Annotated in this window: 20 protein-coding genes and 1 tRNA gene; all 21 read right to left on the reverse strand. The window is 63.3% G+C overall.

Translation table 11 applies throughout. The annotated features are described in order from the left end of the window. Window positions 1–21: 21 nt before the first annotated feature. Window positions 22–1,071 carry a quinolinate synthase NadA gene (gene nadA / locus DKW65_RS09650; protein ID WP_111657037.1) on the reverse strand — a complete coding sequence of 350 codons (1,050 nt, stop codon included), beginning with the start codon at window positions 1,069–1,071 and terminating at the stop codon, window positions 22–24. Between the two features lie 136 nt (window positions 1,072–1,207). Next, window positions 1,208–2,446, reverse strand: a complete 1,239-nt coding sequence (locus tag DKW65_RS09655; protein ID WP_245932459.1) for an SAM-dependent methyltransferase — start codon at window positions 2,444–2,446, stop codon at window positions 1,208–1,210. A 31-nt stretch (window positions 2,447–2,477) separates the two neighbouring features. Further along, window positions 2,478–3,236, reverse strand: coding sequence for a DUF1365 domain-containing protein (locus DKW65_RS09660; protein ID WP_111657039.1), 759 nt, complete (start codon window positions 3,234–3,236; stop codon window positions 2,478–2,480). Further along, window positions 3,233–4,480 (reverse strand): NAD(P)/FAD-dependent oxidoreductase, encoded by a 1,248-nt coding sequence (locus DKW65_RS09665; protein WP_111657040.1) that lies wholly within the window; start codon window positions 4,478–4,480, stop codon window positions 3,233–3,235. The genes DKW65_RS09660 and DKW65_RS09665 overlap by 4 nt, the downstream gene beginning before the upstream one ends. Then, entirely contained in the window at window positions 4,477–5,940 is a 1,464-nt protein-coding gene (gene phrB / locus DKW65_RS09670; RefSeq protein ID WP_111657041.1) for a deoxyribodipyrimidine photo-lyase, read from the reverse strand. The genes DKW65_RS09665 and phrB overlap by 4 nt, the downstream gene beginning before the upstream one ends. Further along, the gene (locus tag DKW65_RS09675) at window positions 5,937–6,824 is read right to left on the reverse strand and encodes a MerR family transcriptional regulator (RefSeq protein ID WP_111657042.1); all 888 of its coding nucleotides are present in this window, start codon (window positions 6,822–6,824) and stop codon (window positions 5,937–5,939) included. Before DKW65_RS09675 ends, phrB begins: the two co-directional genes overlap by 4 nt. After that, the gene (locus DKW65_RS09680; protein WP_111657043.1) at window positions 6,821–7,765 is read right to left on the reverse strand and encodes a YbgA family protein; all 945 of its coding nucleotides are present in this window, start codon (window positions 7,763–7,765) and stop codon (window positions 6,821–6,823) included. Before DKW65_RS09680 ends, DKW65_RS09675 begins: the two co-directional genes overlap by 4 nt. Window positions 7,766–7,885: 120 nt before the next feature. Beyond that, window positions 7,886–7,960: transfer RNA gene (locus tag DKW65_RS09685), tRNA-Lys, on the reverse strand. A gap of 65 nt (window positions 7,961–8,025) precedes the next feature. Then, window positions 8,026–8,709, reverse strand: coding sequence for a 7-cyano-7-deazaguanine synthase QueC (gene queC / locus DKW65_RS09690; RefSeq protein ID WP_111657044.1), 684 nt, complete (start codon window positions 8,707–8,709; stop codon window positions 8,026–8,028). Between the two features lie 15 nt (window positions 8,710–8,724). Beyond that, the gene (gene queE, locus DKW65_RS09695; RefSeq protein ID WP_111657045.1) at window positions 8,725–9,366 is read right to left on the reverse strand and encodes a 7-carboxy-7-deazaguanine synthase QueE; all 642 of its coding nucleotides are present in this window, start codon (window positions 9,364–9,366) and stop codon (window positions 8,725–8,727) included. Between the two features lie 67 nt (window positions 9,367–9,433). Continuing rightward, window positions 9,434–10,225, reverse strand: coding sequence for a tol-pal system protein YbgF (gene ybgF / locus DKW65_RS09700; protein ID WP_111657046.1), 792 nt, complete (start codon window positions 10,223–10,225; stop codon window positions 9,434–9,436). A 16-nt stretch (window positions 10,226–10,241) separates the two neighbouring features. Further along, window positions 10,242–10,817, reverse strand: coding sequence for a peptidoglycan-associated lipoprotein Pal (pal, locus tag DKW65_RS09705; RefSeq protein WP_111657047.1), 576 nt, complete (start codon window positions 10,815–10,817; stop codon window positions 10,242–10,244). Window positions 10,818–10,867: 50 nt separating this feature from the next. Beyond that, on the reverse strand, window positions 10,868–12,124 hold the full coding sequence (gene tolB / locus DKW65_RS09710; protein ID WP_425451943.1) for a Tol-Pal system beta propeller repeat protein TolB: 1,257 nt from the start codon (window positions 12,122–12,124) through the stop codon (window positions 10,868–10,870). Window positions 12,125–12,141: 17 nt separating this feature from the next. Beyond that, the gene (gene tolA, locus DKW65_RS09715; protein WP_111657049.1) at window positions 12,142–12,933 is read right to left on the reverse strand and encodes a cell envelope integrity protein TolA; all 792 of its coding nucleotides are present in this window, start codon (window positions 12,931–12,933) and stop codon (window positions 12,142–12,144) included. Next, window positions 12,933–13,361, reverse strand: a complete 429-nt coding sequence (gene tolR / locus DKW65_RS09720; RefSeq protein ID WP_111657050.1) for a protein TolR — start codon at window positions 13,359–13,361, stop codon at window positions 12,933–12,935. The genes tolA and tolR overlap by 1 nt, the downstream gene beginning before the upstream one ends. Continuing rightward, complete coding sequence (tolQ, locus tag DKW65_RS09725) at window positions 13,361–14,050, reverse strand: protein TolQ (RefSeq protein WP_111657051.1); 690 nt, start codon at window positions 14,048–14,050, stop codon at window positions 13,361–13,363. The genes tolR and tolQ overlap by 1 nt, the downstream gene beginning before the upstream one ends. After that, a complete protein-coding gene (gene ybgC / locus DKW65_RS09730) occupies window positions 14,043–14,495 on the reverse strand; it encodes a tol-pal system-associated acyl-CoA thioesterase (RefSeq protein WP_111657052.1) in 453 nt (150 codons plus the stop codon). The genes tolQ and ybgC overlap by 8 nt, the downstream gene beginning before the upstream one ends. Further along, window positions 14,488–15,519, reverse strand: coding sequence for a Holliday junction branch migration DNA helicase RuvB (gene ruvB / locus DKW65_RS09735; protein WP_111657053.1), 1,032 nt, complete (start codon window positions 15,517–15,519; stop codon window positions 14,488–14,490). The genes ybgC and ruvB overlap by 8 nt, the downstream gene beginning before the upstream one ends. Window positions 15,520–15,541: 22 nt before the next feature. After that, window positions 15,542–16,141, reverse strand: coding sequence for a Holliday junction branch migration protein RuvA (ruvA, locus tag DKW65_RS09740; RefSeq protein ID WP_111657054.1), 600 nt, complete (start codon window positions 16,139–16,141; stop codon window positions 15,542–15,544). Then, window positions 16,138–16,656 (reverse strand): crossover junction endodeoxyribonuclease RuvC, encoded by a 519-nt coding sequence (gene ruvC / locus DKW65_RS09745; RefSeq protein WP_111657055.1) that lies wholly within the window; start codon window positions 16,654–16,656, stop codon window positions 16,138–16,140. Before ruvC ends, ruvA begins: the two co-directional genes overlap by 4 nt. 58 nt (window positions 16,657–16,714) lie before the next feature. Next, a complete protein-coding gene (locus DKW65_RS09750) occupies window positions 16,715–17,455 on the reverse strand; it encodes a YebC/PmpR family DNA-binding transcriptional regulator (RefSeq protein WP_111657056.1) in 741 nt (246 codons plus the stop codon). Between the last annotated feature and the right edge of the window lie 7 nt (window positions 17,456–17,462).

Genomic DNA, 17,462 nt, shown 5'->3' on the forward strand with positions numbered 1-17,462 from the left:
TCGAGCCCAGCCTGCTGCGCGTCAGCGTTTCAGAGAGGCGCCGAAGTCGAGCATGCGGTTCAGGGGGATCATGGCCTGTTCCGCAATCTTCGGATCGACGAAGATTTCCTGTCCCGCGCCATGCTCGTCCTCGAGCACCCGGCACATGTTGTCCAGCGCGTTCATGGCCATCCACGGGCAATGGGCGCAGCTGCGACAGGTGGCGCCGCTGCCGGCGGTGGGCGCTTCAATGAAGGCCTTGCCGGGTGCCAGCTGCTGCATCTTGTAAAAGATGCCCCGGTCAGTGGCCACAATCAGGGTCTGGTTGGGCAGATCACAGGCCGCCTTGATGAGCTGGGAGGTCGAGCCCACCACATCGGCAATGTCCACCACCGCCTGCGGTGATTCGGGGTGCACCAGCACCGCCGCGTCCGGATGCGCCTTCTTCAGTTCCAGCACCCCGCGCGCCTTGAATTCCTCATGCACGATACAGGCACTGTCCCAGCACAGCACATCGGCGCCAGTCTGGCGGGCCACGTAATCGCCCAGGTGCTTGTCTGGCGCCCACAGGATCTTTTCGCCCTGACGGTCCAGATGTTCGATCAGCTCCACCGCAATACTGGATGTCACCACCCAGTCGGCGCGGGCTTTCACGGCTGCCGAGGTATTGGCATACACCACCACGGTGCGATCCGGATGGGCATCGCAGAACGCCGAGAAAGTCTCTACCGGGCATCCCAGATCCAGCGAGCAGGTCGCCTCCAGCGTCGGCATGAACACACGCTTCTCCGGGCTCAGGATCTTGGCCGTCTCGCCCATGAAACGCACACCGGCCACGATCAGGGTCGAGGCCGGATGTGCCTTGCCGAAGCGCGCCATTTCCAGCGAATCCGCGACACAGCCGCCAGTCTCTTCCGCCAGCGCCTGGATTTCCGGATCGGTGTAATAGTGAGCCACGAGCACCGCGTCGCGCTGCTGTAACAATTGCCTGATACGCTGGCGGAATGCTTCGCGCTGAACGTCATCAAGCTCGGTGATCGGGTGAATGCGGTCCAGGTGCTCCCGGACCAGCTCTTGGGCCTGTGCTGTCATCGGCATCACAGGGAAGTTTTGCTTCCCTTTCAACAAGTTGACACGAGGCGCCCGGCGCGGCATCGCGCCAGGCACCAGGGTGCTTTATGGGCACCGTGAAAGGTCGATCATAGCATAGGTGGGGGTATTGCCGACATCAGCGGCCCGGTCGGTAGTCGGGCCCGGCTCCCAGCAGTTGTACCGTACTGATGGCACGTTCCCGGAAGGCCCCCTCGCAATAACACAGATAGTATTCCCACATGCGCTGGAAGCGACCATCGAAGCCAAGGGCCGTCACCTGCTTGCTGGCGGCCATGAAGCGCTCCCGCCAATCGGCAATCGTTTTTGCATAGTCGATGCCTATGTCCTGCACATCCAGGGGGGTCATGCGAGTGCAGACGGACAGCTTGTCGCACATCACACGCAGAGACGGCAGGAAGCCGCCCGGAAAGATGTAGCGCTTGATGAAATCCACATGGCTGATGGCATAGGCATAGCGCTGATCGGGAATGGTGATGGCCTGCAACAGAATCAGGCCGTCGTCGGTGAGCAGTTCATCGAGCTTGCCGAAGTAGTTGTTCAGATACTGGTGCCCCACCGCCTCGATCATCTCCACCGACACGATGCGATCGTAGCGGCCCTGCAACAGCCGGTAATCCTGATCCAGCACCGTGACACGAGACTCAAGCCCCTCGGCGGCCACCCGTTCACAGGCATGCTTGTGCTGTTCCGCCGAGATGGTGGTGGTGGTGACCCGGCAGCCGTAATGTCTGGCCGCATGCACCGCCAGCCCGCCCCACCCCGTGCCGATTTCCAGCAAATGGTTGTCCGGACCCAGCTTGAGCTTCTGGCAGATCACATCCAGCTTGTGCACCGCCGCCGCATCAAGACTCATGTCCTCACTGGCGTAGATGGCACTGGAATACATCATGGTTTCGTCCAGAAACAGACGAAAGAAATCGTTGCCCAGGTCGTAATGTGCCGCGATATTGCGGCGGGAGCCGGTGATCGAGTTGCGATTCATGTTGTGCAGCACAGCCAGCAATGGGCTGAACAGCCGCGCGGCGCCCTTTTCCAGATCCTGCATGGCACTGACATTGGCGGCGAAGTAACGGATCACGCCGGTCAGGTCCTCGCTGCTCCAGAGCTTTTCCATGAAGGCTTCACCCGCACCCAGGGAGCCGCCGGTAAACAGCATGCGGTAGGTGCGCCAGTCGTGCATCATGATCCGCCCGGTGGGCTGACCATGGCCGATGACCGTCTGGTTGCCGTCCGGTTCGGTGATGACAAGTTGCCCGGCAGGAAACTGCCGCAGCGTCTTCAGCACAAAACGCCGCGCGACGCGGTCCAGCAATCCGGTATCCGGTATCGCGCCCGTATCCTGCAGTTTCATCATCCCCATTTGCCTGTCTCCACCTGTGAATACGTCACTGCTTGTCGGGATGCCCGTGAAACGGCACCCCCTTGCGCCACAGGCGGAACGCCTGGGCATAAATGCCTGCGCTGACTCGCAGTGATTGCCAGCCAAAGCGCCGTATGACCTGCCCCATGTTCAGGGCGTCGGCCTCCTGCCGGTCGAGGGTCATGCCCGCCGTGAACAACTTGCCATCGCTGTCCCAGTTTTCTATGCGCACCGTGAGGCTGGCGTCATGCAGCACCACCGTCCAGCGGTAACGCTGCGCCATGGCCATAAAAGGCGACACATGGAAACCCTTGTCATGTTCTGCGGTATATTCATTCCCCCCGGCAGGCGCCAGCACCAGCGGATACCAGTGCGTCTGGTGCCACGGGGTATTGCTGACCTCGGCCAGCAGTTGATCCGGCACCGGGCTGCCCGGGGCAAAATGCCAGTACAGCACCAGCGGATTGAACAGCCAGCCGAACAACCGCGGCTGCGCCAGCATGATCACCCGCCCCTGCTGCCAGTCCATCCCGAGCGCTGCAGCCTTGTCACGTACTGCCGCCGACAACCCCCTGTCGCCGCTCGCCTCACCGGCAAGATAATCGCGATCGCGCAGCACTACCGGACGCCGTTTCCGGCCCCACCAGCGATGTCGCGCCAGCAACGTCGCGGTATCGTCAATATCCACCGCCAGCAGCCACAGGGGGTAGCTGAAACGGTGCACTACCGGGCGCTCACGCTGATGCCAGACGCACCCGCTGTAGAGCCCGTGCTCCGGCTTCACAACGTCTCTCCGAAGGCTTCCGCCACGCGCAACGCCGACACCACCCCGTCTTCGTGAAAACCGTTGCGACACCAGGCGCCGCAGAACCAGGTATGACGTGCGCCGTTGGCGGCCTCGATCGCATGCCGCGACGCTATGCCCGCCGGGGTGAACACCGGGTGAGCAAAGCGGTGTCGGCTGATAATCGACGCAGGATTGATACGATCTGTTGCATTCAGGGTGACACAGAAGGTTTCCGGCGCCTCGATGCCTTGCAGGATATTCATGTTGTAGGTGACCTGGATAAGATCGCCCGGTATCTCCGGCAACAGGGCGTTCCAGCTCGACCAGACCTTGCGGCTGCGCGGTAACAGACGAGTGTCGGTATGCAGCACCACGTCATTATCCTGGTAGGGAATGTCACGCAGGCGCTGTTGCTCCTGTGCATCGGCATCCGCCAGCAAGGACAGTGCCTGATCGCTATGACAGGCCAGGATCACCTCGTCATAGTGCTCGCTGCCGGCGGCGCTGAGCACCGTCACACCCTCGTTCTGCCGGGTCACCTCGAGCACCCGGCAGCCGCGACGTATCTCGGCATTGATGGCCGGCACCAGCTTGTCCAGATAGCGCGAGGAACCACCGGGCACCACATGCCATTGCGGCCGGTTCTTCAGGCTGAGCAAGCCGTGATGATCGAAAAAGCGAACGAAGAACCTGGCCGGGAACTCCGCCATGCGCTTCTCGCTGCAGGACCAGATGGCGCCCCCCATGGGCAGGATATAGTGGCTCATGAAGCGCTCACTGTACCCCTCACGACGGAGGTACTCCCCCAGGGGCAACTCGCCATCCTGGTTGTCGAGCAAGGCTGGCGCCTCACGATTGAAACGCAGGATGTCACGAATCATCCGCCAGTGGGCCGCTGACACCAGATTGCGGCGCTGGGCGAACACACCGGCCAGGTTGCGGCCGCAATATTCAACGCCGGTGCGCTCGCAACTGATGGCAAAACCCATCTCGGTGTCTTGTCGACCAACACCGATCTGGTCCAGCAGGCGATTGAAATGGGGATAGGTGCGGTCATTGAAAACGATGAAGCCAACGTCTATCGCATAGTCGCCGTGCGGCCGGGTTACCGGCACGGTGTGAGTGTGCCCGCCAAGCGTCTGTTCTGCTTCGAACAGCGTGACCTGATGCCGACGACCGAGCAGCCAGGCCGCTGTCAGACCACTGATACCTGCGCCAATAATGGCGATTTTCTTGCTCAACGGGTTTCTCCCTTGCGGTGATGATCGGTGTCATGAGTGTTGTCGTAGATATCCCGGGCTGCCTGGAATGCAGCGGTAACACGCTCTCGCACGCCGTCCAGGGCAACAACAGGTGTCGGGTAATCCGGTGCCAGCATGGGGCTGCGCCATGGCTGGTGAATGCTTTTGCCATCAAGATGCGCCAGCTCGGGGATCTGACTGCGAATGAAGTGGCCTTCCGGGTCGAAGCGCTCGCTCTGCCGCACCGGACTGAACACGCGGAAATAAGGCGCGGCATCCGTACCGGTGGACGCACTCCACTGCCAGCCACCGTTGTTGGCGGCGAGGTCTCCGTCAATCAGCGTCTGCATGAAATAACGCTCGCCCAGGCGCCAGTCGATAAACAGGTTCTTGGTCAGGAACATGGCGCTGACCATGCGCAGCCGGTTATGCATCCAGCCGGTGCTGTTCAGCTGGCGCATGGCCGCATCCACCAACGGGTAACCGGTGCGCCCTTCGCACCAGGCCTGGAAGTGTTCGTCGTTGCCCGACCACTGCACGAAACCGGTTTCAGGACGGAACGGTTCGCCCCGGGCCAGATGCGGGAAATTGGCCATGATCTGCCGGTAAAAATCACGCCAGGCCAACTCACTGATCCAGGTCGCCACACCCTCGCGCCCGGCGCTGCGCCGGGCATCTGCTTCAATAAAGCAACGCGCCACGCTGAGCGTGCCTGCCGAGAGCGCGGTGGACAACAGGCTGGTGCCCGGCAAGGCTGGCATGTCACGGTCACGCTTGTAGTGCGGCAAGGGGCCATCAACAAATGCCTTCAATTGCGCCAGCGCCGCCTTTTCGCCCGCCTGCCAGCCTTGTGTCATCGAGGCGGGCAGCGACAGTGTGGTCAGCGCCTTGTCCAGCACGCGACTCTCGAACGACACCGCGCGGGTCGAACGGGTCGGCCCGGGCGTCAACGGCAAGGTCGGCGGCTGCTCCGCCAGCAACGCATCCCAGCGGCGACGGTACGGGGTAAACACCGTATAGGGCGTACCCTGCCCGGTGCGCAGGCTGCGTGGCGGCACCAGCACCGCGTCATCGAAACCCTTGAGGTCCACGCCCAGTGGCCGCAGGGCATCCACCACCGCATGATCGCGGCGACGCTCATTCAGCGGGTATTCACGGGTGCTGAACAGTGTCCGGACGGCGTGGCGGCCGCAGTAATCCGCCAACGTCCTCGGCACCGCAGCGAAGTCGCCACAATCCAGGATGTCCAGCGGGATACCCAGTCGACCCAGGCTGCTGCCCAGTTCACGCAGCGAGGCCAGCACATACCAGCGCCGCAAGGGCGCGACGTCATGGGCGTCCCACTGTGCCGGACACAACAGATACAGGGCGCGCACCGGCTCGCCACTGGCCAGCGCCGCGCTCAGCGCCTGGTGATCCTGCACGCGCAGGTCATTGCGGTACCACACCAGTGTGGTCATGACGCACCCCCCTGTTGTCGTGCCAGCTTCTGCACCACGGTATCCATATCGCCGGATAGCGCTACCAGCCCCTCCGGCAGGCTGTTCAGTGTCAGCAGCCCCTCGCCACAGGCCCACAAGCGGCCATGCAGGTGCCGTGCAGCCGCCCCCAACCCACGCCGCAACAGCGTAACGGTGATATCGGCAGGCAGCACCAGCAGCAGACCTTGCACGTCCTGGCGATGTGCGAGCACGCGCAGTGTTTCTGCGGGTGGCATGCCCGGTAACAGTATGCAGGGCAGATCGGCTTCGCCACACAGGGCGGCCAGCATCAGCGGCGCCAAGGCCGTGCCCTGTCCCATTGGCAGAATGACCCAGCGCGGCGTTCGGCCTGCGCGGCGTTGGGCGGCCAGCAGCCGTGTCCCCAGCTTGGCCCGGACAAAGGTTTCAAGCACCCCGGATGCGGCACAGGCCCCGGGCAGGGCCGCCTGTGCCTTGAGGGTCGCCCGCAGGGGCGCCAGCCAGTGACTGAACACGCGGGCCAGCGGATACTCAGATGCGAGCCGATTGAACTGCTGCTCCAGACGATGCGGCGCCAGCGCCATGGCCGCCTGACGCCCCGCCTCCACGGCCTCGGCCCAGTCCGGGGCGATGTCCGTCATGTCGGGGCGCTCGGCATCCAGCAACGGGCGCACGCGACTGATCGCCACGCCCTTGTCCAGCCAGAGGACAATCTGTCGTATGCGCTGCACATCCGCATCGCGGTAAAGCCGATGCCCCTGCTCCGTGCGGTGTGGGCGCAACAGCCCATAGCGACGCTCCCAGGCCCGCAGGGTGACCGGATTCACGCCCGTCAGCGCACCCGCGGCGCTGATCGACAGCAACGGTTCGGCGGCCGCGCTCACAGACGATTCCTCAGGCCCAGAGCATCCGGGTACGGCGCCAGATAGTGTTGCCGCGCCAACCAGGCATCCGGCGCCTGTTGCTGCATGAGCCGCAGCAGCGTCAGCGGCACCACCAACGGCACTTCACCGCGCTGATAAGCCGCAATCTGGGCGTCTGCAGCCTCGCGCAGCGCCGCATCCGTATTGCGGCGAAAATAGCCCAGCACATGTTGCATCACGTTCACATGAGCACCGGGCGAGACACGCTGTCGCATCAGGTGCATGACCCGGGCGATGTACTCGTCCGCCAGGGCGTTCAGATCCACCCGCTTGAGATCCGCCAGCAGCCGCCCGAGCTCACGATAGCCCTGCTGGGAATGGGCCAGCATCTGCAGTTTGTGGCGGGTATGGAAATCCAGCAGGGTGGCGGCACTCAGACCCGCAGCGCGCAGCCGGCACCAGTCATCGTAAAGAAACACCCGCTCCATGAAGTTCTCGCGCAAGGCGTCATCATTCAGGCGCGCCGCTTCTTCCACCGGCAGCAACGGATAACGCTGCATCAGGGCCACAGCAAAGAGCCCGCTGGCATCACGGCGCACGACATCCCCTTCCGGGTTGTACACCCGAATCCGGCTCATCCCGCAACTGGGCGACTTGGCTGTCAGAATGAAGCCGCGCAGGTCGGCCAGGGCATCCAGCTGGCTGGCGCTCCACGCCATCACGGCATCGGTGACATCATGGTCGTTACGCGGACTGATCAGACGCACGGCCTCGCCACGCTGTTCCAGCCGCATGCTGGGCCGGGGGGTGCCCAAACCGGCGCCCGCCTCCGGGCACAAGGGGCGCAGGGTGAACCAGCGCGACAGCACCTCGGTGCAATAGCGGGAGTGCTTGTGCCCCCCGTCGTGGCGCACCGTCTGCCCTGTCAGGCAGGCGCTGATACCTACTGGAATCGTGCTCATGACCTGTCCACCCGTTGCTTGTACAGATGATTCTAGCTGTACAGGGCGTGACCGGACTGTGAAGGAACAGCGGCACAAACAAAAACGCCCCGGCAGGAGCTGCCGGGGCGTTTCTGAAGATGGTGGGCCGTGATGGATTCGAACCATCGACCAATTGGTTAAAAGCCAACTGCTCTACCGCTGAGCTAACGGCCCGTCGAAGAGGCGCAAATGATACTAATTTTTTGCCCGGTTACAAGGGGCAGCGGGTAATTAGTTTGTCATGACTGATATCGCGTGGGATCAGGCACCCCGGCATCGTCGAACCCGGCGCGGCGCAAGCGGCAGCTGTCGCAGCGGCCACAGGCCCGCCCCTGATCGTCAGCCTGGTAACAGGACACGGTCAGGCCGTAATCCACACCAAGCTTTGTACCGGTGCGAATGATGTCGGCCTTGCTCAGGGTCAGCAGCGGTGTTTCGATGAAGGGACCGTGCCCTTCCACCCCGGCTTTGGTCGCCACCGCCGCAAGCGTCCGGAAGGCATCGACAAAGGCCGGGCGGCAGTCCGGGTAGCCGGAATAATCCACGGCGTTGACCCCGATATAGATGGCCCTGGCATCCAGCACTTCCGCCAGCCCCAGTGCCAGCGACAGGAATACCGTGTTGCGGGCGGGCACATAGGTGATCGGGATGCCTTCGCCGCCGTTTTCCGGTACCGCCAGGGAGGTATCGGTCAGCGCCGAGCCGCCGATGCTGCCCAGATCCAGACGAATCACCCGGTGGCTCGCCGCGCCCTGCGCCTGGGCAATACGTTCCGCAGCCAGCAACTCGGCCCGGTGCCGCTGGCCATAGTCGAACGCCAGCGTATGCACGGTAAAGCCAGCCTTGTGGGCCAGTGCCAGGCAGGTGGCCGAGTCCAGACCGCCAGAAAGCAGCACCACGGCGGTATCGTTGGCATGTTCCATCTGTCAGCCTCGCTGTCAGCGCCCCCGGGCATCTTCCCAGAGCAGCTTGTGCAACTGCATCTGGAAGCGCACCGGCAGGCGATCTTCAAGTATCCAGGCGGCCAGATCCGCCGGCTTCAGCTGCCCCCAGACCGGCGACAACAGCACATCCTGCACCCGGGTCGCCAACTGATGCAGATCAATCTGCATGCGCGCCCAGTCATAATCACTGCGGCTGGCCAGCACGAACTTGACCTGATCAACAGACTTGAGCAGCGGAATATTGGCCAGACGGTTGTTGTGCATTTCGCCCGAAGCCGGTGCCTTCAGGTCCATCACCACCACCACACGCGGGTCCACGCCGGCAATATCCATCGCGCCGCCAGTCTCCAGGCTGACCTCGTAACCCGCGTCGCACAAGGCTGTCAGCAGGGGCAGACAGTTCGGCTGGGCCAGTGGCTCACCGCCGGTGACCGTGACGTAGCGGGCGCCAAACCCGGCCACGGTCTCCAGAATCTCCCCCAGGTGACGCCTCTCGCCGCCCTGGAAGGCGTACTCGGTATCACACCATACACAGCGCTGAGGGCACCCTGTCAGGCGCACGAATACCGTCGGGCGGCCCACGGTGCGGGCTTCGCCTTGCAGGGAATGGAAAATCTCGGTGATGCGCAGGTCCACGGTGAACTCGCCCGAATGCCGGAGAATACAGGGGCGGCGATTCTATCACAGCTGGCCGAAACGGGGTTCAGCTGTTGTCGCCGAGCTGCTCCAGCATGCTGCGCGCCAGACGCGCCTCGGAGGAATCCTCGTACTGGCGGATAATGCGGTTCAGGGTTACCCGGGCGCGGTTGGTGTCGCCGGTTTCTGCCTGCAACGTCGCCAATTTGTAGAGGGCGGCAGGCACCTGACTGTGGTCGGGGTACTCATCCACCACGATACGGAATTGCTGCATCGCCTTGTCACGATCAGGCGTGCTGCGGCTGCGGTAGATTTCACCCAGCCAGAAATGGGCGAATGGCCGGAACTGGCCCTTCGGATAGTCGGAAAGGTAGCCCTCAAAGGCCTTGCCAGCCTCCTCGAACTGTCGGCCCAGCAATTTCTCACGGGCAGCCGCATAGGCGGCGCGGTCATCTTCCGCGCTGGCGCTGTCACGGGTACCGCCACGTGCCTGGGCGGTCTGGCGCTCACCCTGCTCAATGGAGGCTTCTGCCAGCGCATTGATGCGGGTATCCAGATCCAGATAGCGCTCGCGTTCGGCACGGCGGCCGGATTCGAGCTCGTGTTGCAACTCTTCTACACGCCCTTGCAGGCGCTGAATCTCGTCTTCCATCTGGCTCATCTGCTGCATCAGCAGCATCAGGCCATCCTGGGGCACGGCCTGACCGCCACTGCCAGCGCCCTGATGGGGCGGTGCGGGGCTGCCGGACTGCGGCCGCGGATAGACGCGATCCTCAACGGATAAAGGCCCGGTCGGGGGCTGCGCGAACGCAGCCCCCGCCAGGCTACCGATAACCAGACCTGCGAGCAGGCGTTTCATCGGTGTCAGCACGACCTTACGGACGGCCAGCGGTGTAGTTCAGCTCTACACGGCGGTTCTTGGCCCAGGACATTTCGTCAGAGCCACGCGCTGCCGGCTTCTCTTCGCCGTAGCTGACGGTCTCGATCTGGGAAGCAGACACGCCCTGTACACGCAGGAACTGCTCAACGGCCTTGGAACGACGCTCGCCCAGGGCAACGTTGTACTCGCGGGTGCCGCGCTCGTCAGTGTGACCTTCCAGACGGATGCGCGCGTTGCTGTTGCGCTTCAGGTGGTTGGCGTGGGCGCGCAGGCTGTCGAACGCAGCGGCCGGGACTTCAGAGCGGTCAAACGCGAAGTAGATGACGCGGGTGTTGGTGGTGCCGTCATAGTGAGACGGATGGTTGTGGTAACCCTCGGCAGTCAGCGGAATGTGGCTGTAATCCGGGCGCGTCGGCTCGGCCGGGGTCACCGGACGGGTGTCAGCGTCACGCTCGACCTGCTGGTCGGTAGCGGAGGTGTCGTCCTCGGTCGGCGTGCTGGAGCAGGCTACCAGCATTGCAGACGCGATCAGAGCGACTGAAAAACGGCTAAAGATGGATGAAGCGCGCATGTCTAGAACTCCTGTTATTACCCATTGGTAGGTCCGAAAAAAACCCTTTGTCAGAGGAACGGCGACCACGCCGGTTCCCTCACTTCCCCTTCCTTCGATGGCAGCCTTACACGAACCCTGCCATCGATGGATACGGCTTCGAGGACACCTGCCCCCCCCTGTTGTGTGCCATAAATTATCATAGTTCCATTAGGCGCAACACTGGGGGACTCGTCCATATTTGATGCGGTCAGCACATTGAAGGTGCCGCGCCGCATATCCTGCACACCAATCTGGAAACGTCCGTCCACCCGGTGAACGAACACCAGGTAGCGGCCATCCGGCGTCACGTCGGCCCGCGCGTTGTACGGACCCTCGAATGTCAGCCTGCGCACCGAGCCGTCGCGCAGGTCCAGACGGTAAATCTGCGGGCCGCCGCTGCGGCTCGACGTGAACACCAGCGACTCGCCGTCCGGCAGCCAGCGCGGCTCGGTATCAATCGAGCGGCTGTTTGTCCGTCGCACCAGGCGATTGGTTTCCAGATCCAGCGTATATATTTCCGGGACACCGTCCCGCGACAGCGTCAATGCAAGACGCGTACCGTCTGGCGAGAAGGCTGGCGCACCATTAATGCCCGTTTCGCGCGATACCACCCGACGCTGGCCGCTGTTCACTTCGTGAACATAAATCTTCGGCAGGCCGTCCCCCTCGAAGGAGACGTAGGCCACCTTGCTGCCATCCGGCGACCAGGCCGGGCTCATGATCGGCTGGCGGCTGCTCAGGATGGTCTGCACCCGATGCCCGTCAGCATCGGCGTATTGCAGCTGGAACGGCTGACTGCGCCGCTCGTCCACCGTCACGTACAGGATCTTGGTACCGAAGGCCCCCGGGATCCCGGTCAACTGCTCGAACACCTTGTCGGAGATCGAGTGCGCCATGTCACGCAGCTGGCTGGCGCTGCCGGTGTAGCTGGCGGCAATCATGCGCGCCCCGCGGGCGACATCATGCAGCTCATACTCGACGCGGTAACGCCCGTCATCCTGGCGGTTTACCCGGCCCAGCACGACGTATTCCATGTTCATGACCCGGAAATCGCGCCATATGATGTCCTCACCGCGGGCAGGCCGACTCAGCAGGTCGCCGCTGTCCAGCGGCCGGAACTGGCCACTACGATGCAGGTTGGCAGCAATAATAGACGCAACATCCTCTTCTGGCTGGCCTCCGCTGGTGGCAAACGGCACCACCGCAATCGGCAATGCATCATCACGCCCCTGGGTAACCTCGATCACCAGACTGGCGTGCACCATATTCGCGCAAGCGAGCAACATCATCAGCAGCAACTTTCTCACAACCGCATATCCTCCGGTCGGAACAGGAAATCAAATTGACGAAAATTTTCAAACTCGCGACCGGAAGGCACCGGCAGCGGGCTTGCGTTTCTGACCGCAGCAACGGCAGAACGATCCAGCGCGCCATCACCGCTGGGCGTAATCACCGATACGTCCAGCACATCACCACCGGGCGCCAGGCGCACACGCAAGCGGACTTCCATGTTGTTGCGCGCACTCGGCGGCCGGGTCCAGCGGCGACTCACGGCATTACGGATATCGCGCTCATAGCCTGCCATTTCGGCGCTGTCGCCCAATGCACGCCCCGCAGTATCGGTGAGGGCGCTGTCGGCCGCCGCCTGGTCCTCGCGATCACGCTGCGACAGCGCCATCTCTTCCTCGGCCAGCAACGCATCCAGATCGGGCTGGCTGAAATCCGGGCGCGGCTCAGGCCGGGGCTCGGGCTTCGGCTCAGGCCTGGGTTCCGGCTTCGGTTGCGGTGTCGGCTCAGGCCGGGGCTCGGGGCGCGGCTCAGGACGCGGGCGCGGCACCTCTGCCGGCGGCTCGGGCCGTGGCTCAGGGCGTGGCTCAGGACGAGGCTGAGGCTGGGGGCGCGGTTGCGGCTGCGGCTGGGCGCGCGGCGGCGCCGCCGCAGGCCGCTCGATCACCACGGCCTGCACATGCCGGGGCGCACTGGGCTTGATCTCCCGCGCGGTGGTGCCAAACCAGGTAACGCCCACCAGCGCCACCACCGCCACATGCAGTGCCAGTGAAAAGCCGATCGCCGGGGCATGCTCACGCCAGCTCATCAATCGGCCCGATCCGGCGGTTCCGTGACCAGCCCGAGCCGCTCGATGCCCGCGCTCTGCAGCGCCGCCATCAGTTCGATGATCTTGCCGTAAGGCACCTGGGTATCGCCCTCGACCAGGAACAGGGTCTGTGGCGCGTTGCGCTGAATGCGCTGGGCATGTCCTCTCAGGGTATCCAGCGAGGCCGTGGTCTGCTGGTTCTCACCGATATTGATATAGTAGCCGCCGTCACGGCGCACACTGACAATCACCGGTTCATCATCGACAGAAATGGGGTCACTGCTGGTGCGTGGCAGATCCACCTGAATACCCTGCGTCAGCATCGGCGCGGTGATCATGAACACGATCAGCAGCACCAGCATCACGTCGATGTACGGCACCACATTGATCTCGGCCACCAGCTTGCGTGGCGCGCGCACCTTGATCATCAGCCTTCTCCCCGCCCATGGGCCTGGCGATGCAGGATCGAGGAAAACTCTTCGGCAAACATTTCGCTGTCGCCCACCAGGCTGTCGGTGGCTGACGCATAGCGGTTATAGGCGACCACAGCCGGGATAGCGGCAAACAGGCCCATGGCGGTCGCGATCAGCGCCTCGGCGATGCCCGGCGCCACAATGGCCAGACTCGCCTGGGTCACATTGGCCAGCGCGAGGAAGGAATTCATGATCCCCCATACCGTACCGAACAGACCGATATAGGGACTGGTGGACCCCACGGTGGCCAGAAACGGCAGGCTGTCTGTCAGGCGCGACTGCTCGCGCTGCAGGGCCACACGCATGGCACGCTGGGCCCCCACCATCACCGCATCGCCATCGCGGGAGCTCTTGGACAAGCGCACAAATTCATGGAAACCGGCACGAAAGATGGCTTCCTGGCCACATTCCGGGTTCGGGGACTTCTTGACCTGCTGGTACAGGGTCGACAGATCCTCACCGGACCAGAAGCGCTCTTCGAAGGCCGCCCCGGCACGGCGCGCACCACCAATGACCTTGTAGCGGCGATAGATCATCGCCCAGGACGCCACCGACAGGCCCACCAGCAGCAGCATCACCGCCTGCACCACCAGATCGGCGCTGGCGATCAGATACCACATGGACAAACTGTTACCGTCACCCATTTACCCGTTCTCCTCGTTGAGCTTGCATGGCATCCCGCAGTGCGGCGGGCAATGCCGTCGGCCGCAGGTCGCTGGCACGGACACAGGCCACACGGACCTCAGCCTCGCACAATAATTCCCCATCGCGGCGTACTTGCTGTAAAAAATCCAGCGCTGCCCGGCCCACCTTCTTCAGTGTGGCCGTCACCACCAGCGCGTCATCAATACGCGCGGGGCGGTGGTAGCGCACGGCGCAGGAGTGCACCACAAACTGGTAGTCCTCCTCCGCCAGGGTGTAATGCTGGTGCCCGAGACTACGCAGCAGCTCGGTGCGCGCACGCTCCATGAACTTCAGGTAGTTCACATAATAGACAATGCCGCCGGCGTCAGTGTCTTCGATATAGACGCGCAGCGGCAGTATGAATTCCCCGGTACTGGTCATGGTTTTACGAACCGACTCAATCATCAAACAGATCCGGTGCCGTCGCTGACCCGGGTGGCCGCAAGCCGAAATGGCGCCAGGCGTGGTTGGTCACCTGGCGGCCCCGTGGCGTGCGATGAATGAAGCCCTGCTGAATCAGGTAGGGCTCCACCACTTCTTCCAGGGTACCGGCATCCTCGTTCAGGGCAGCGGCCAGACTCTCCAGCCCCACCGGCCCACCGTCGAATTTTTCCATCATGGTCGTCAGCAGTCGCCGGTCGGTGCCGTCCAGACCGCAGGCGTCGACCTCAAGCATATCCAGCGCAGCCCGAGCAATATCCCCGGTGATGCGGCCATTGCCACGGACCTCGGCATAGTCACGCACCCGGCGCAGCAGGCGGTTGGCGATACGCGGGGTTCCCCGTGCACGGCGCGCCACCTCTGCGGCGCCGTCATCATCCGCATCCAGGGCGAAGATGTCGCAGGCACGGCGCACAATACCGGTGAGATCTTCCACCGAATAGAATTCCAGCCGCTGCACGATACCGAAACGATCCCGCAGCGGCGCCGTCAGCAGGCCGGCGCGTGTCGTCGCCCCCACCAGCGTAAAGGGCGGCAGCTCGATCTTGATCGAACGCGCCGCAGGGCCTTCGCCGATCATGATATCCAGCTGATAGTCTTCCATCGCCGGGTAAAGGATTTCCTCGACCACTGGCGACAGGCGATGAATTTCATCCACGAACAGTACGTCGCCCGCTTCCAGATTGGTCAGCAGCGCGGCCAGATCACCGGCTTTTTCCAGCACCGGGCCAGAGGTGCTTTTCAGCTCGGCGCCCATTTCCCGGGCAATGATATGCGCCAGCGTGGTCTTGCCCAGCCCGGGCGGGCCGAACAGCAGCGTGTGATCCAGAGCTTCACCGCGCATGCGCGCCGCATCAATAAAGATCTCGAGACGCTGGCTGACCTTCGGCTGACCACGGTAGTCCGCCAGACTGGCGGGGCGGATAGCGCGCTCGACCTGCTCGTCGCCGTCGGCGCTGTGCGCGGAAATGATGCGTTCGGTATCCATCGGTGTCAGCTCCGCGGCCAGGTCAGCGCGACAGTGATTTCAGGGCCAGCCGAATCATGCTGGCGCTGTCGAGGCTGTCATCCTCGACCCGCGCCACCGCCTGTTCGGCGTCGCGTAAACGGTACCCGAGCGCTTCCAGCGCCGCCACCGCATCCTGCCGGGCGCCCACAGCCGCCGTGCTGACGGCAGGCTGGCCCGGGACAATCGGCGCGCCCTCGAGCCGCCCCAGCCGGTCTCGCATCTCGATCACCAGCCGTTCGGCGGTCTTCTTGCCGATACCCGGCACGCGCACCAGCGACGTGGTGTCCTGCTCCTCGATGCAGCGTACCAGCCGCGCCGCCTCAATGCCGGACAGGATAGCCAGCCCCATTTTGGGGCCGACGCCGTTGACGCGGATCAGCGCACGGAACAGCTCGCGCTCGAAGCGCTCGGAAAAACCATAGAGAAGCTGTGCATCTTCGCGCACAACAAGATGAGTATGCAGGATGATTTCCTGGCCCGGCACGGGTTGCTGGTAAAAGGCGGTCATCGGCGCCTCGACTTCATAGCCGACCCCGCCGGCCTCCACCAGCAACCAGGGCGGGCGGGCTTCAAGCAGGATGCCGCGGAGACGTCCGATCATCGTATTCTTCTTCTGCGTATGGCGGTGGCGCCCGCCATGCGCGCGAGGCTGACTCGCATATGCGCATGGCAGATGGCGATCGCCAGGGCATCGGCAGCATCTGCTTGCGGCGCTTTTTCCAGCCCCAGCAGATAACACACCATCTGCGCCACCTGGTGTTTTTCCGCGCCGCCACGCCCCACCAGTGCCTGCTTCACCTGTCGTGCCGAATACTCGAACACGGGCAGATCATGCTGCACCACGGCGGCAATGGCAGCGCCCCGTGCCTGACCCAGCTTCAGCGCCGAATCGGCATTGCGCGCCATGAATACCTTCTCGATGCTCACTTCGACCGGCGCATGCACGCCAACCACGTCATTGAGTTCACGGAATATCTGCCCCAGGCGCGGGGCAATATCGTCACCCCGGGTGGCGATGGTGCCGCAGGCGACCAGGCGCGAGGACTGGCCAACCTGGTCTATCAGGCCGTAACCGGTAAACCGGGATCCGGGATCAATGCCGAGAATGCGCGTCATGCGGCATTGATACTCAACTTATGGACAGTATGCAAGCGCTACCGGACCCGGACGGCGCTCAGCCTTCGAAATCATCCGGGAAGCGCACATTGGTGTAGACGTTCTGCACGTCGTCCAGGTCTTCCAGGTGATCGATCATCTTCATCACCTTCGGCGCGATCTCCGCATCCACGTCGGCCTCGGTGCCCGGGTGCATGGTGACCTCCGCATTGGCCGGTTCGAAACCGGCCGCCTTGAGGGCATCGACCACCTCGCCGAAGCTGCGGTCCGCTGCAGTAATCACGGTAAAGGACCCGTCATCATGAGTCTGCACGTCCTCGGCACCGGCCTCCAGGGCGGCCTCCAGCAGCACATCCTCGTCCGGGCCGGGCTCCAGGAATACCTCGCCGCGTTTGCTGAACAGGTAGGCCACCGAGCCGTTGGTGCCCAGATTACCGCCATGTTTGGTAAAGGCATGGCGCACGTCGGACACCGTGCGGTTGACGTTGTCGGTCATGGTTTCCACCAGCACCGCTACACCGCCCGGGCCATAGCCCTCATAGGTGATTTCGGACATGTCGGCATTGTCGTCACTGCCAGCACCACGCTTGATCGCCCGATCAATCGTGTCGCGGGTCATGTTGGCGGTCAGCGCCTTGTCCACCACCGCGCGCAAACGCGGGTTGTCGTTCGGCTCCGGACCGCCCAGACGGGCGGCCACGGTAATTTCACGAATCAGCTTGGTGAACACCTTGCCACGCCTGGCGTCCTGGGCCGCCTTGCGATGCTTGATGTTTGCCCATTTACTGTGACCGGCCATACCAACC

Origin of the sequence: Isoalcanivorax indicus (genome assembly GCF_003259185.1) — a bacterium.
GTDB lineage: Bacteria > Pseudomonadota > Gammaproteobacteria > Pseudomonadales > Alcanivoracaceae > Isoalcanivorax > Isoalcanivorax indicus.